This window comes from Pelorhabdus sp. sgz311001 (assembly GCF_055901755.1).
This window is the reverse complement of the sequence record NZ_JBVXUT010000003.1, coordinates 174,009-190,112: the sequence shown is the minus strand read 5'-3', so window position 1 is coordinate 190,112 and position 16,104 is coordinate 174,009. Positions and strand designations below refer to the sequence as shown.

Annotated in this window: 12 protein-coding genes; 11 read left to right on the top strand and 1 reads right to left on the bottom strand. The window is 45.1% G+C overall.

Translation table 11 applies throughout. The features are described 5' to 3' along the window. Positions 1–155: 155 nt before the first annotated feature. The 4 genes from AC0MXB_RS09700 (at position 156) to nifJ (ending at position 6,069) form a co-directional block, all read left to right on the top strand. Positions 156–1,328: a M20 family metallopeptidase gene (locus AC0MXB_RS09700; protein WP_474039467.1), complete on the top strand. Its 1,173-nt coding sequence runs from the start codon at positions 156–158 to the stop codon at positions 1,326–1,328. A gap of 61 nt (positions 1,329–1,389) precedes the next feature. Continuing rightward, entirely contained in the window at positions 1,390–2,040 is a 651-nt protein-coding gene (locus AC0MXB_RS09695; protein WP_474039466.1) for a nucleoside recognition domain-containing protein, read from the top strand. Continuing rightward, positions 2,033–2,506, top strand: a complete 474-nt coding sequence (locus AC0MXB_RS09690; protein WP_474039465.1) for a nucleoside recognition domain-containing protein — start codon at positions 2,033–2,035, stop codon at positions 2,504–2,506. Before AC0MXB_RS09695 ends, AC0MXB_RS09690 begins: the two co-directional genes overlap by 8 nt. Before the next feature lie 53 nt (positions 2,507–2,559). Then, positions 2,560–6,069, top strand: coding sequence for a pyruvate:ferredoxin (flavodoxin) oxidoreductase (gene nifJ / locus AC0MXB_RS09685; protein ID WP_474039464.1), 3,510 nt, complete (start codon positions 2,560–2,562; stop codon positions 6,067–6,069). Between the two features lie 126 nt (positions 6,070–6,195). On the opposite strand, the gene AC0MXB_RS09680 is transcribed toward nifJ, so the two are convergent. Next, complete coding sequence (locus tag AC0MXB_RS09680) at positions 6,196–7,062, bottom strand: 4Fe-4S dicluster domain-containing protein (RefSeq protein ID WP_474039463.1); 867 nt, start codon at positions 7,060–7,062, stop codon at positions 6,196–6,198. A gap of 391 nt (positions 7,063–7,453) precedes the next feature. Here AC0MXB_RS09680 and AC0MXB_RS09675 point away from each other — a divergent pair, with 391 nt between their 5' ends. The 7 genes from AC0MXB_RS09675 (at position 7,454) to AC0MXB_RS09645 (ending at position 16,101) form a co-directional block, all read left to right on the top strand. Continuing rightward, positions 7,454–8,500 (top strand): glycosyltransferase family 9 protein, encoded by a 1,047-nt coding sequence (locus AC0MXB_RS09675; protein ID WP_474039462.1) that lies wholly within the window; start codon positions 7,454–7,456, stop codon positions 8,498–8,500. 129 nt (positions 8,501–8,629) lie between these two features. Next, a complete protein-coding gene (locus AC0MXB_RS09670) occupies positions 8,630–10,390 on the top strand; it encodes a sigma-54 interaction domain-containing protein (protein ID WP_474039461.1) in 1,761 nt (586 codons plus the stop codon). Positions 10,391–10,472: 82 nt separating this feature from the next. Further along, positions 10,473–11,042, top strand: coding sequence for a nitroreductase family protein (locus AC0MXB_RS09665; protein WP_474039460.1), 570 nt, complete (start codon positions 10,473–10,475; stop codon positions 11,040–11,042). 142 nt (positions 11,043–11,184) lie between these two features. Beyond that, complete coding sequence (locus AC0MXB_RS09660) at positions 11,185–12,927, top strand: metallophosphoesterase (protein ID WP_474039459.1); 1,743 nt, start codon at positions 11,185–11,187, stop codon at positions 12,925–12,927. A gap of 132 nt (positions 12,928–13,059) precedes the next feature. Further along, a complete protein-coding gene (locus tag AC0MXB_RS09655) occupies positions 13,060–13,986 on the top strand; it encodes a substrate-binding domain-containing protein (protein WP_474039458.1) in 927 nt (308 codons plus the stop codon). After that, a complete protein-coding gene (locus AC0MXB_RS09650) occupies positions 13,983–15,443 on the top strand; it encodes an ATP-binding protein (RefSeq protein ID WP_474039457.1) in 1,461 nt (486 codons plus the stop codon). Before AC0MXB_RS09655 ends, AC0MXB_RS09650 begins: the two co-directional genes overlap by 4 nt. Then, complete coding sequence (locus tag AC0MXB_RS09645) at positions 15,436–16,101, top strand: response regulator (protein ID WP_474039456.1); 666 nt, start codon at positions 15,436–15,438, stop codon at positions 16,099–16,101. The genes AC0MXB_RS09650 and AC0MXB_RS09645 overlap by 8 nt, the downstream gene beginning before the upstream one ends. Positions 16,102–16,104: the final 3 nt, after the last annotated feature.

Here is a 16,104-nt window from a genome sequence, read left to right as displayed (position 1 = left end):
GAAGGCAAAATTACATCGTAAAAGCACTTTTTTCGGGAAGTAAATAGACTGAAAAAACGAAATGTTCAGTGAAAAATATACTTTTCAAATACTTATTATTAGTAACTCTTAAATATTTTAAGAGTTTTAATAAAAAAACTTTTAGGAGGCATAGCATGAACCAACAGAAAAACGCAGCATTTCAGTTCATTGACGCTCATAAGGAAGAGATGGTCGCTTTATGGCAAGAGGTTGTTTCGATTGAAAGCGGCCCGCATGAAAAACCCGGTATCAATAAGGTGGCAGATCGTTTTTCCCAGATATTAAAGGAAGAAGGCGCCGAAGTTCGTCTGGTTGAGTTTGAGAAAGCTGGCAGCTTGCTTGTCGGTGAACTTGGTCGCAATGAAGACAAGTCGGGTGTTGTATTTTTAGGTCATATGGACACTGCTTGTCCGGCGGGCGCTTTAGCGGAAAGACCTTTTACGATCAAAGACGGTACGGTTTATGGACCGGGAGTCCTTGATATGAAAGGCGGTATCGTAGCGGCTCTTTATGCCATTAAGGCTCTTAAAAATGCCGGATATGATTCACGGGCGATTAAAGTTTTATTAGCAGGCGACGAAGAAGTACTTCATGCTCAGTCAAATGCACCTGAACTTATGATTGAAGAAGCAAAAGGCTATGCCGCTGCTTTTAATGTAGAAACTGGTTTTGTTGATAATGGGGTTGTTGTGGGCCGCAAAGGCGTTGCGCGTATTATGCTGGAAGTAAAAGGCGTTGCTGCTCATGCCGGAAATGATCCTGAAAATGGACGAAATGCTATTTTAGAAATGTCCTATAAAGTCATTGGTGTACAAGCTTTAACAAATTGGGATAAGGGAATTAGCTTTAATGTTGGCGTAATCCAGGGTGGCACAACTTCTACGACAGTTCCTGAATATGCCAAGGTTTATATTGATGTTCGCTATAAGGACCCTGATGATTTAGAAGAAATTATGCGTCAGGTTCAGGCAGTTGCTGATGATGTTCATGTACATGGAACGACAAGCACTGTTACTTATATGGAAGGCATTAAGCCGATGAAAACAACAGACGGCGTGAAAAATTTATTTGAAATCGTAAAAGCGGCTTATGAAGAAAATGGTTTTGGCACTCCTTATGCTAAATTTGTTGGCGGTGCTTCTGATTCAGCCTATTCGGTCTTAGCTGGCGTTCCGACTGTATGCGCTATGGGCGTTAAAGGCGGCAGAAATCATAGTCCCGAAGAATTTGCCTTGCTTGATAGTTTATTTGAAAGAGCCAAGCTTCTTGTTGCTTGTGTCTTGAAATTAGATGAATTAAAAAAATAGTAGTATGATGTTTCCTTAGTTTCCTATTTGATTTTATTTGAATACTTTTGATGGGGGATCAATGATGAGTAACGTAGTTGAAGAAAAAATCACCTGGAAAGGCTGGATCTCTCTTATTGCCGTTATACTGTGCTTTTCCGGACTTTTATCGCATGCCGGACCTCTTAGCGCTTTTGACTTTCAGGTCTTAGTTGGCGGCTTTGGTAAAATTTCGGGAGCAGCCACTTTTGTTGGTAAAGGCGGTTCCGGCGCCAGCGATGGCTTTTTACAGGCCCTTGCTTTAGGACCTATCGTTATGTTGGCACTGGGAATTGTGGAAGTGGCGGAAGCAAATGGCGCGATTCGTGCAGCTGGCGTATTTTTCCGGCCTATTTTAAGACCTCTACTTGGTATCCCTGGTGTAAGTGGTCTGGCTTTTATGAGCAGTTTTACCAGCACAGATGTGTCGTCCGTATTAACTAGAAACCTCTATGAAGAGGGCTTGATTACCGATGATGAAAGAACCTTGTTAGCTTCGTATTTATTTCCTGGCTCTGCTGTTGTATCAAATACGTTAGCATCTGGTGCGCCGTTATTGCCGATCTCAGTCTTGTCAGCTGGCGCTATCATGGGGCTGATTGTTGTTGCGAAATTTGTTGGTACGAATTTAATTCGACTACTTATCGCATACAACAGAAAAAGAGCACAGGAAGGAAGTGTTGCTAATGGCTGAGGTTGCAAAAAGACAGCCTAATATGATCGAAGTTTTCATGGCTGGTTCGAAAAAAGGTTTCTATTTGATGGTCGAAGTCATTTTACCAGCATTGATTCTAGGCTTTGTATTGGTAAAAATTCTTAATACACTGGGCGTTATGGCGCTGGCAGGTCAGTATCTGAGTCCAGTTATGGCTATTTTCGGTTTGCCAGGAGAATCCATTGTTGTATTAATTGCCGCTTTTTTTGCTAAAGCAGCTGGCGCAGCTACGGCAGCTAATTTATATAACGAAGGCGTGATTACTGCGGCTCAGGCCACGATTCTTTTCCCAGCTACGATGATGATGGGAACGCTGGTTGGCAATTTTGTTCGCGTAATCATGGTTTCGCAGACAAATGTAAAATGGTTCCCAATCATGGTGGCTGCAGCTCTAATTGATTCAGCAATTGTTATGTTAATGACTCGTTTTGTATTATCTTTATAATTTAATACGGCCATGGCTTTTATGAGCCATGGCCGTTAGGGGGATTTTTTATTATGGCAAGAAAAATGAAAACAATGGACGGCAATACAGCCGCCGCCCATATCTCTTATGCATTTACTGATGTTGCGGCAATCTTTCCGATTACGCCGTCATCGAATATGGCTGAAAGCGTTGATGAATGGGTTGCACAAGGCCGTAAGAATATTTTCGGACAGACTGTAGAAGTTGTAGAAATGCAGTCAGAAGGCGGCGCTGCTGGTGCTGTACACGGTTCCTTGCAGTCTGGTGCGTTAACAACGACCTATACGGCTTCGCAAGGTCTCTTGCTCATGATTCCGAACATGTACAAAATTGCTGGTGAACTTTTACCTGGTGTCTTTCATGTAAGCGCCCGCGTCATTGGCGCTAATGCGATCAGCATTTTCGGCGATCACTCTGATGTCATGGCGACAAGACAGACTGGCTTTGCCTTGCTTGCTGAAAGCAGTGTACAGCAAGTTATGGATTTGGCGGCAGTCGCTCATTTAGCAGCCATTAAAGGCCGCGTTCCCTTCCTCAATTTCTTTGACGGGTTCAGAACGTCGCATGAAATTCAAAAGATTGAAGTGCTCGAATATGATGAACTGGAAAAACTCGTCGATATGGATGCCGTTCAAGCGTTCCGTCGCCGTGGTTTAAACCCGGATCATCCCGTTCTGCGCGGTACCGTACAAAACTCCGACATTCACTTCCAGCAGCGCGAAGTCACGAACCGTTACTATGACGCTTTGCCGGAAATCGTGGAAGAATACATGCAAGAAATTACGAAGCTTACCGGCCGTGAATATCACCTCTTTAACTATCATGGCGCGCCGGATGCCGAGCGTCTGATCATTGCCATGGGTTCCATGTGCGAAGCCATTGAAGAAGTGGTGGATCATTTAAATGAGCAAGGCGAAAAAGTGGGTCTGTTGACGGTTCATTTATATCGTCCTTTCTCCATCTCGCATTTCTTCAAATACATTCCGAAAACCGTCAAGAAAATCGCTGTTCTTGACCGGACGAAAGAAATGGGCTCCTTGGCCGAACCGCTCTATCTTGATGTAAAATCAGCCTTCTATACGAGCGACTGGCACCCCGTCATTGTGGGCGGACGTTGTGGCGTAGGCGGCAAAGACGTCATTCCTAGCCACATTGAAGCCGTTTTTGCGAACCTCAAAGCGGACGCCCCGAAAGACGGCTTTACGGTGGGGATCATTGATGATGTGAATCACACGTCGCTGCCTTTTGGCCAAGATATTGATACGACGCCAGTGGGTACGAAAGCTTGTAAGTTCTGGGGTCTTGGTTCTGACGGCACCGTCGGCGCTAATAAGAGCGCTATTAAAATCATTGGCGATCATACGGACTTGTATGCCCAGGCGTATTTTGCCTATGACTCGAAAAAATCCGGTGGCGTAACGATCTCTCATTTGCGCTTTGGTAAACAGCCAATCAAAGCGCCATACCTCATCAACAAAGCAGACTTTATCGCTTGCCATAACCAATCCTATGTCGATAAATACAATGTCTTAGAAGGCTTGAAATCCGGCGGCAACTTCCTCCTCAACTGTAGTTGGAATGCCGAAGAACTGGACACGTACTTACCCGCAGCGATGAAACGTTATATCGCGGAAAAACAGATTCAATTCTATACGATTGACGCTGTGAAAATTGCCCAGGAAATTGGTCTTGGCGGACGCATCAACATGATCATGCAGGCAGCCTTCTTTAAAATTGCTGATGTCATTCCTGTGGAAGCGGCAGCGAATTACTTAAAAGAAGCCGTTGTAAAATCCTACGGCAAAAAAGGCGAAAAAGTTGTGTCGATGAATCAGGCGGCGATTGATCGTGGTGTCACTTCTTGCGTGAAAGTAGACGTTCCAGCCGCTTGGGCCCAGGCCGAAAGCACGGAAGCGGTAACAGCCCAAGTTCCTGACTTTATTAAAAACATCCTTGTTCCAGTGAATCGTCAAGATGGCGACAAAGTACCGGTCAGCGCGTTCTTGCCGGTAGAAGACGGCACCTATCCTGTGGGCACAGCGGCTTATGAAAAACGCGGCATTGCCATTAACGTACCAGAGTGGCAGGCTGACAAATGTATTCAATGTAACCAGTGCGCCTATGTATGTCCTCATGCGGCGATTCGTCCAATCCTTGTGAGTGAAAGCGAAGCGGCGGCAGCTCCAGCAGGATTTGTCGTAAAACCAGCTGTTGGCGCGAAAGACTTGTCCTTTAGAATGGCTGTTTCCACCCTCGACTGTACGGGCTGCGGCAACTGCGCGCAGGTTTGTCCGGCCAAAGAAAAAGCGCTCATTATGCAGCCGCTGGCTACGCAGACAGAGCAGGAAACTTTGTGGGATTATGCCATGAAGGTATCGCCGAAAGCGAACCCCATGAAGAAAGAAACGATCAAAGGCAGTCAGTTTGAACAACCGCTGCTCGAATTCTCTGGCGCTTGCGCCGGTTGCGGCGAAAGCCCTTACGCCAAACTCGTCACGCAGCTTTATGGCGATCGGATGATGGTAGCCAATGCAACAGGCTGTTCGTCCGTATGGGCCGGCAGTACGCCATCGGTGCCTTATACGACGAACCATCGCGGTCATGGCCCGGCTTGGGGCAACTCTCTCTTTGAAGACAATGCCGAATTTGGTTTGGGCATGCTGCTTGGCGTGAAACAGTTACGCAAGAAAGTAGCTGCTGATGTAGAGAAAGCGCTCGCCGGAAACCTCAGCAACGAACTGCGTAGCGCATTGACAGAATGGTTGAACGGAAAAGATACGAGTGAAGGCACGCGCGAACGGGCGGATCAGGTCATTGCGGCACTCGAAAATGAAACCGAAAAAGATGCGCTGCTGCAAGCGATTGAACAAAACAAAGACTTTTTAGTAAAACGGTCACAGTGGCTCTTTGGCGGCGACGGCTGGGCTTATGATATTGGCTTTGGCGGTCTTGACCATGTACTAGCCTCTGGCGAAGATGTGAATGTACTTGTCTTTGATACAGAAGTGTATTCCAATACAGGTGGACAGTCTTCGAAAGCAACGCCGACAGCAGCGATTGCGAAATTTGCGGCAGGCGGGAAACGGACGAAGAAGAAAGACCTTGGCATGATTGCCATGAGCTATGGCTATATTTATGTAGCGCAGATTGCTATGGGCGCTGATAAGAATCAGACGTTAAAAGCCATTGCTGAAGCGGAAGCCTATCCGGGACCGTCACTCATTATTGCGTATGCGCCATGTATTAATCATGGTCTGAAAGCCGGTATGGGTTGCAGTCAGGAAGAAGCGAAACAGGCTGTGGCAAGCGGCTACTGGTCCTTGTACCGTTTTGATCCGCAAAAGAAAGAAACGGGCGCGAATCCTTTTGTGCTTGATTCGAAAGAACCGACCGCCGACTTTAGAGAATTCCTGTTGGGCGAAGTCCGGTACTCGGCGCTCAAAAAACAGTTCCCTGAAATGGCGGAAGCTTTATTTGAGAAGACCGAAAAAGATGCTAAAGATCGCTTAGCTAGCTATAAACGACTGGCTGAAACGAAGTAAAATAAAAAAACAAAGCAAAGCAAAAGACCCTGAAGAAGTCCTAGGACTTTTTCAGGGTCTTTTCATGATTGCGCCACTAGGGACGTGATCTACTGTAATGAGGTGTTTTACTGCGACTAACGCGTTTTATCGCTGCTGCTGCTTAAATTTTTCCTGGACTTGAGCTGTTAGTGCTTCAATACCTTCGTTAGCGACTAGAACGCATAACCGCTGGCCTTTTTCTCCCTTTTCGTTGTAGACGGCGAGGAGTGCATCAAGATACTGGGCAATTTTGTCGGCGGGAACAAAGGATTCAAGTAATTTCCCGTCATAACTATAGCGACCGCCTTTACCGCCAATATACACATGGAAGCCGGTTCTGCCTGTATGAATTGTCTTTTTAGGGCAAATACTTATACAAACGCCGCAAGCCAAACACTTGTCGGTGTCGATGACGACTTCGCCCGTATCCAGTGACATAGCTTTTGCGGGGCAGCGCCGTACGCAAGCGCCGCAGTGGATACAGTTACTTGGATCCACGATCGGTTCATGGGCTCCCTTACAGCCCACGTCATGGGCTTCTGGTTTCGTACAGGCATTGGCACAGCCGCTAATAGCAAATTTCGTTTTTGCCGGAAGTTCTCTGCCGACAAAATGTTGATCAAGGAATTTAGCCAATTCCTTTGTATCTTCTAAGCCGTAAGGGCAGGTTGCCGTTCCGGGGCAAGAGACGACGGGACGAACGCGCGGGCCGCAGACCGCAGGCAGTAGTCCCGCTTCTAAAATAGCATTGTAGGCTTCTTCAAATAATTCTTCTTTTACGCCAGGAATTTCCATTCCCTGGCGAACGGTTACGTGAAATTCGCCGTTGCCGTATTTTTCGGCTAGATCGGCAAGTTTGCGCATTTGCGTAGCGGTCATATCGCCCGCTGCATTGCGGATACGCATTAATAATAGTCCTTTTTGTCTTTGTGGAATAAAGCCGAATTTCTTATAATCTGTTTTTCCTGCCATGGTGCCACTCCCTTTTATCATACCGCCTTCAGACGATTCCTATATACTCTGTTACTATACCATTTTACTATTTATAATGAAAATATTATTATCTTATGATTATGATAGAGAATCTTTATTGATTCAATCCTAAGGGAGTTTTAACAGTCGGTTCATGGTATAAAGGAAGTAGCCATAGAACACTAGAACGGCAAAGTAGAAAAATGAATGAATGTCGCTATGGAAAAAAGTTCCCATCGTCATGACTTTCCACCTCTGTTATAAATGTTTTGCATATTAAATCAAGAGTAACTCAATAGCTTAGCCTGAGTATAGGGGATTACTTTTAGATTTTATTTTGAACAGACGATTTACCAATTGCCACAAAAGAAGCGGTAAGGAAGTGACGGTTGTGCGACGGGAAATCCTGTTGATTCGCTTAAGCTCACTAGGAGATATTATGCACTGTACGCCTGTAGCTAGATCGATCAAACAGGCGTGGCCGTCTTGCTCAATTCATTGGCTTGTCGGCAGAGCCGGTTTTGATTTGCTTCGTTATAATCCCGATATCGATGAAATCATACTTTGGCCGCGAGAGGATTTTGATAGTGCGCTACGACGCCGAAAGTGGCAGGAAGCCTGGGGTTTATGGCAGCAACTGCGACACCTATTTCTTGAACGCTTTTTTTATGCCGCTATTGACTTGCAGGGATTGTTTTTAACGGGAATGATTATGACGCAAGTTCGGGCCAAGCACAAGATCGGCTTAAGTCATACGAAGGAAGGAAATTCCTGGTTTATGGGTGAAATTGCGGCGGCGGCGGGACCTGCCATCGTTGATCACTATCTAAGCGTACTGAAGCCGCTGGGGATTGCTGATCGCGATAGAAGACCTGTTCTACTGTTGGCAGCCGAAAATTATGAAGCAGCTAGGCTTCTCTTGGTAAGCAAAGGAATTCCTTCTGGCGAGCCCTTTGTTGTGTTCGTGCTTGGCACAACTTGGCCAAGTAAAAATTGGCCTGCTGCATATTGGGCAGAACTGGCCAAGGCAATGCAGTGCAGCGGGGAAAAGGTGGTTCTTTGCGGGGGAAGACTGGAGGTGGAAACGGCGTGTTATTTACAGCAGATGCTGGGACAGCAAGTGATTTCCTTAGTGAATGAAACGACCCTCTTGACTTTAGGTGCAGTTCTGGCACGCGCGCGGTTAGTAATTGGTGGCGATACAGGGCCTATGTATATGGCGGCAGCCTTACAAGTTCCCACTTTATTTCTGTTTGGCCCGACAGACCCGCTTGTTTATGGTTCTTTTGGCGAAAAATCTTTTGTAGCTGTTCAGCCGCAAGCTTGTTCTTTTTGCCATAAACGACGCTGTCCCGAAAAACATGGCAATTGTATGAAGGAGTTAACGCCTGAAATCGTTTTTGCAGCGATCCAAAAGATTCTTTTCGCAAAAAAATAAGTCTGGCCATTAAGGCACAGGCTTATTTTTTTGCGAAGAGTTATTATGACAATGTTTTTTATCATTTATTAAAAGGGGTTTTGCCATTTATCACGAAATTAGAAGTGATTTATCAAAAGGGGGATTACCATGTCTTTATTGCAGCAAATTCAGGTAACTGCCCAGCAAATTGCGGAAGCGATTGCCGGTGTTCTTGATATAGAAGTAACTATCGCTGATGATTCTCTCGTTCGGATTGCCGGAACGGGGTACCATTATGATACGATTGGTAAACAAATTGATGGGAAGTCAATGTATCATAAAGTATTAGCAAGTAAGCGCGAGTATGTCATCAGTGATGTAAGTACTGACAGTGAATGCGGCGATTGTGAGCGGCGCGGTGTCTGTAAGGAACTGGCTGAGCTATGCTGTCCCATTCTTGTTGGATCGCGTGTGATTGGCGTGATTGGTCTTATTGCTTTTTCACCGGAGCGACAAGCGGAATTACGCAATAAGAATGAGCGTCTCCTTACTTTTATCAGACATATGGCAGAGCTTTTAGCGGCAAAAGCGGTGGAAGTTGACAGTTTTAAGCGGGCTGTACTGTTAAAAAATCAGTTGGAGACAGTGATTAATTTTATATCAGAAGGTATTTTGGCCATTGATCATACGGCGAAAATTATCAGCATGAATTATTCCGCGGAAAAAATGCTGGAAGCTAAAGCTCGTGATTTTATTGGCTTTCATATTAATGAAGTATTTCCGGGGACGCCAATTCCTGAGGTTTTACGTGATGGCGTGGGTTTTACGAATCGGGAGGTCAGTATCTGGCAGAAAGGGAAACATCATCACTATCTGATTCATGCGAAGCCTATGGTGGTCGATGGTGTGGTACAAGGGGTTGTAGCGAGCTTTTGGGCCGCTAATGAGATCAAGGGATCATCATTGCGGGATCATCATCAGGCGCCAATTATGTTTTCTAGTATTGTCGGCAGCAGCAAGGCCTTAACGGAAGTAAAAACAGAAGCAGCTAAAGCCGCTTCGACTTCGTCCACTGTACTCATTATCGGCGAAAGCGGTACAGGCAAAGAATTATTTGCACAGGCAATTCATAATGAAAGCAGCCGGGCTTTTGGACCGTTTGTGGCGATTAACTGTGCGGCTATTCCGGAAAACCTTTTAGAAAGCGAGCTTTTTGGCTATGCCGAAGGGTCTTTTACCGGAGCGCGCAAGGGCGGCAAGCCGGGAAAATTTCAATTGGCGCAGGGCGGCACCTTGTTTCTCGATGAGATAGGCGATATGCCGCTATTGCTGCAATCCAAGATTTTACGAGTTTTGCAGGAAAAGTCTGTCGAGCCAGTGGGGGGCGTCAAATCAGTACCGATTGATGTACGAATTATTGCCGCTACGAATCAACCCCTAGAGGAGCTGGTGAAATCCGGCAAGTTTCGGGAAGATCTTTATTATCGATTGAATGTCTTTTTATTGACTTTACCGCCGCTGCGCGAACGAATTAGTGATATTCGCGAGTTAGCTCACTATTTTTTACATAAGCATATTTTGCAGCATGAAGAGCGGCACAAGATCTTATCAGAAGAAGCAAAGCAGGTATTAGAAGCCTATGAGTGGCCGGGCAATATTCGTGAACTAGAAAATGCTATAGAATGCGCTACAGTTCGATCGAGCAATGATTCCATTCAAATTGCCGATTTACCGCAGAAAATCGTTGTTTTAGCTGCGGCTCAGGCGACGAAATGTCAATGTGAATCGAAATTTCACGAGGAAAAAGAAGCGATCCTTGCTGCTTTACAAGAGTTTGGTTCGACGGTTCCTGGTAAGCAGCAGGTTGCAGCGAGTTTAGGAATGGGGATTGCCACACTTTACCGGAAAATGAAAAAGTATGGGATTTAGTGAAAAATAGTAACAGCCAATCAGGTGGATATAAGGTAAAATAAAATTATGCCTGGAAACTATGGAAAAGGAGAGATGTCTTGTGTTTCATGATCTCGTAAGAAAAAATCGTAGCTACCGGCGTTTTGTGGAGGCAGAAGCGATTGGCCGAGAAGAACTGCTTACTCTTGTGGACTATGCCCGCCTAACTCCTTCTGGCGCGAATAAGCAAGCTTTAAAGTATTATATTGCTAGTGAGAAAACACTTAATGAAAAGGTCTTTCATACCTTGGCCTGGGCCGCCTATCTTAAAGATTGGAATGGACCTGAGCCAGGCGAGCGCCCCAGTGCCTATATCGTGATCGTGCAGGAAGCCGATTATAAAATGAGTTCTGTCTATGACTGCGGTATTGTCGCGCAGACGATTTTGCTCGGAGCGGTAGAAATGGGTTTTGGCGGTTGTATGCTTGGCAATGTGAAACGCGAAGAGTTAAAACAAGTATTGTCGATACCTGATAATCAGGAGATTTTGCTAGTTCTCGCACTAGGAAAGCCCAAGGAAGAAGTAATCGTAGAAGAGCTTGAGTCTGGCGGCGATATTCGCTATTGGCGTGATGAAACGCAGCGCCATCATGTACCGAAGCGGTCCTTGGAAGACATTGTTTTAAATTAACAAAAATATAATACAACCTTAATAAAAAGTCAGTCTGACAGGATTACACTAAAGGTGTAAGAACGTGCGGGCTGATTTTTTTATGAGCGAGCATGTTATGAAAAAGAAAAAGCTGCCAAATATCTAAAGGGAGTGGATAAATTTGGAGGATAAAACGACATTGTTACAGTTTCTGAAAGGAAAGCAAGATCAGGTAACACGGCGAAATTTTCTAAAATCCTGCGGTTTGTCTGTCTTAGCGTTGGGGTTACCGCTTCATTTTACCAAGGAGGTTTTTGCGGCTGAGGAAACGCTCCAGTTAGAAGACCGCGTTTTGGCTGATCATATTACTTTGACTTGGGCCGAAGACCCGAAGACTACACAAACTATTTTATGGCGTTCCAAGGAAGCCGTAACGGGTGTGGTTCAGTATCTCAAGACAAGCCGTTACAAAAAACAAGGCTGGCAGGACGCGGCTACTATCCAGGCTATTTCTGATCGACTCAGTACGAATTTAGGTGATATGAATTTGCAATTTGTCACACTGCAAAAGCTTGTTCCTGGTACATCTTACACGTATCGTGTCGGCGATGGTACTAGTTGGGGCGATGCTTTTGCCTTTCAAACGGAGCCGGAAAAAGAACAAGCTTTTAAATTTCTCCTCTTTGGTGACTCGCAAAGCGGTCTTCCCAAAGAGCCTGAATATGGTCCATGGCAAAAGACGTTGCATAACGCCTATGAAGCGAATCAAGATGCTGCTTTTATGATGGTCGTTGGCGACTTGGTTGAAGTCGGCCAAAATCAGTATGCTCATTGGAATCATTGGTATGAAGCGGCGAAGGGCGTAATCGAAAAATTACCCCATATGGCTGTTTCCGGCAATCATGAGACCTATGATACGGTACTGGAAAATCATTCGACGAAAGCGCTTTATTTTACGAAACAGGAAAAACTGCCCGGAAATGGTCCCGAAGAACTGCTCGGTGAGGTCTATTCTTTTGACTATGGCAATGTTCATTTTGCGGTTATTAACAGCCAGGAAAATGAAGAAGGCCAGTATGTACCAGATATGCTAGCCAAGGAAGCCCTTTGGCTTGATGAAGATTTAAGTAAAAGTAATAAACCATGGAAGATCGTTTTATTCCATAAAACCCCTTACTATAACAAAGCCACGCGGGCTAATGAAAATGTAAAGGCCGCATTTTTACCGGTCTTTGATAAGCATCATGTTGATGTTGTATTTAATGGTCATGATCATGCGTATTCGCGTACTTACCCCATTTATCAAGATTCTTTTGTAGCAAGTCCGGCCAAGGGAACTGTCTATGTGGTGACAGGTCGCAGTGGCAATAAATACTATACCGATTTATCAAATAAAATGTGGAATGCTTTCTTTTTCGATCCCCAGGCGGAGCCCAATTACTTGGTCGTGAAAGTTGATGGCGCCGTGCTGACCATCGAGGCCTATGAACAGAGCGGAACCTTAATTGATCGCTATAGCATTAATAAAGAAACAGGTAAGGATTTACCTGTTACAGTTTTACCGCAACGGTCTAACGATACGCGGCTTGTTATCTGGGGGAACCTGGTGCAAACCCCGCTATTATCAGCGAAACCACAGCAAATTGCAGGAAATTGGTATATTCCGCTTCGTTCTTTTGTAGAATTTATTGGCGGCGCAATCCATGCTGCTGGTGGGAAAGTACAAGCTTCTTACGGAAAGAACTCTTTGGAATTTGAGGCCAACTCGACGGCAGCTACTTTAAACGGACAGAGCAAATCTTTAAAGTATCCACTCGTGAATCAGCAGGGAGTTTCTTTGTTAGCGGCAGACGATGTGCATAGTCTATTCGGTTTTTCTTATAAGTATGATGTCTCATTAAATATGATCTTTTTTGCAAAATAAGGAAGCTCCATTTCGAAGATTCGTTACACGCAACCTGCCTTTTGTCAGGAAAGCTTAGGCTTTTCCGGCAAAAAGCAGGTTTTTTTTGACGTTAAAGCGAATTTTCTTCAAAGCTTACTAAGGGGGTGGAGCATGATTTTAAGAACTGCTCTTTATGTTCTCTTAGGTTTTTTGAGTCTTTCTTTGGCCGGTTGCGGCGAAAGCCCCAGAGCCTATGTTGATTTTTCGCAGGGGATAGCACCGCAGGATTTGCAGCGTCAGGAAGATCATATAGAGAAACCGTTGGTCATTGCCTTGGCCTCGGTAGTGTCACCACAGGAAACCATCCAGCATTACCGGGTGATTGCGGCTGCTATTTCTCATAAAATGGGGCGGCAGGCTGTGCTGATTCAACGTAAAACCTATGCGGAAGTCAATCAATTGTTAGCCAATGGGGAAGCCGATGTTGCTTTTTTATCGACAGGAGCTTATAGCGCCTATCGTGGTATGAATGAAATTGAAGTATTAGTTATGGCTGAGTATGGCGGCACTTCCCTTTATCATGCTGATATTATTGTGCCTAAAGATAGTTCGGCTCGTTCACTCGCGGACTTGCAAGGCAAGGTTTTTGCGTTTACTGATCCGTTAAGCTATTCAGGGCACATGGTTATCGAAGAAGTGCTGCGTCCTTATCACACAACGCCAGAGACTTATTTTTCCCGCTATTTTTATACGTACAACCATGACAAATCGCTTTGGGCGGTAGCCAATAAATTGGCTGACGGAGCCAGCTTTGACAGTCAGATTTATGAATATATGCAGCAAAGAAGACCGGAATTAACCAATCAGGTGCGACTGATTGCCACAATTGGCTCAGCGCCTACGGGGCCGATTGTCGTGCAGAAGAAGCTAGAGCAGAGCCAAAAGGAAACATTGCGACAAGTGTTTTTAGAACTTGAAACAGAGCCAGAAGCAAGAAAAGCGTTACAGGGGCTCGTTACAGACCGCTTTGTAATGCCGCAGCCGGAACTGTATCAGCCGCTGCGAAAAATTTATGATCGGACGAGTGTCAGCTTATGAAGACCGTTTTTTCTTTAAGTCTTTACTATAAGATTAATGGCATTATGATTGCAATGGTGCTCCTTTTAGGACTCGTTATGGGCATCATTTTATTTCAGTCTACCAGTCGTCTTTTGGATCAGGAAATTGAGCAGCAGGGGGTGCAACTCGCTGAATCTGTTGCCGTTTTAGGTAATAATGATATTTTGCTCGATGATCGTTATGCTTTGCTAGATCTTTTAAACAAGACCAAAAGAAATAGTGCTGATGTCCGGTATATTTTTATTACCGATGCAGCGGGCCGGCTTTTGGCCCATACCTTTGGGCCAGTTTTTCCGCAAGGCTTGATTGATTCTACCCTAAAAATGCCGCAAGAAGCTTTAAATCCCGATAAAAATAATGTGACAGTTAGCCTCGATAGTGATGAAGGGCCGCTGCGCGAAATTATTTTGCCGATCGAAAAAGGAACAACAGGCTACGTCCATGTGGGAATGTCGGAAAAGCGTATGGCCCAGTTGTTGCAAAAAAGGATGTTCGAGCTTGTGGGAATTACCTTGATTGTTTGTCTGCTAGCAGCGGTAGCGGCAACCTATTTGGCTCGAATCATCATCCAGCCAGTAACGAGTTTGGCCGCTGCGGCGCGCGAAATCGGCCACGGAAATTTTTCGGTGCAGGCTGTGGGGCAAAAGAACGATGAAGTGGGTCGGCTGGCCCGTGTTTTTAATGAAATGGCCGCGAGTCTTAAGGCGCAGGAAGCAGAAAATAATCGTCTACTAGCAGAGCTTCGTAACAAAGATGCTATGCGAACAGAATTAATGAATAAATTGATTTGTGTGCAAGAGGAAGAGCGGAAACGAATATCCCGTGAAATTCACGATGAAACAGGGCAGTCGCTTACCTCGCTGTTAGCTTATATGAAGGTTTTATCGTCAAAATTGACGGATGAAAAGCAGCAAGAACTGCTTTTTGGCGCTAGAGAAGTAGCGCTCCATGTGTTGGAAGGATTGCGCAAACTAGCGCTTGAACTCAGACCGCCTATCTTAGATGATCTAGGCCTGTTTGCGGCTATGGAAAAATATCTTGTAACATTCCGCCGACATTATAAAATGGCTGTTTCCTTTACAGCGCCTGATGAAAAAGTCATCCTTTCTCATGATGTATCGCTAGCTCTCTACCGGATTTTGCAAGAAAGTCTTACCAATGTAGCCCGTCATGCGAAGGCAAAAACAGTAGCCGTTGTATTGCAATTGCAGCAAAGCGATATTGTCCTTACGATTACGGATGATGGGATTGGTATTGCCCCGGCAGTTTTGCAGGCGGCGAAACGCGATGAGCGATTGGGACTTTATGGCATGAAGGAAAGAGCGGAGCTTGTTGGCGGTGTTTTTACTTTTGAATCAGTACCAGGACAAGGCACGACGATTCGAGTGATTGTACCGCTACATATAGGAAGTGCAGGAAGTGAAAAGAATGGGTAAAATAAAAATTATTATAGCTGATGATCATTCCGTCTTGCGAGCGGGACTGAGGCTACTGCTTAATAATGAACCAGACTTTACGGTGGTTGGTGAGGCTGCTGACGGCGAAGAAGTTTTAACGTTATTGGAAACGATTACGGCTGATGTACTTGTGCTCGATTTATCCATGCCTGGCATGGGCGGGCTCGAATGTATGAAAGAAATTGCCAGTCGTGGATTTTCTATTAAGCTGCTTGTGTTAACAATGTATGATGAAGAGCAATATATTAAAGAAGCGATGAAAGCAGGCGCCCTTGGGTATGTGGCTAAGAATGCCGTTGATACGGAACTTTTTGTAGCGCTTCGAACGGTTGCTAAGGGGCAGCGTTATTTAAGTAAAGAAAATGCCGAGCTTTTGCTTACGAGTCTGTTAACAGATCGGTCACGGCAGGAAGAGAACGATCCCTATGTAATCTTAAGTGTGCGTGAACGGGAAGTGCTTAAATTACTTGTGCGCGGTTTTTCCCTCAGCCAGATTGCGGAACAGCTCTATTTGAGTGTAAAAACAGTGGACACTTATAAAACACGGCTTATGGAAAAACTGCATTGCAGTGAAAAAAGTCAGCTTGTTGAATATGCCCTGCATTATGGCTTGTTACCAGTGGGTAAGAAGATGTAAGAA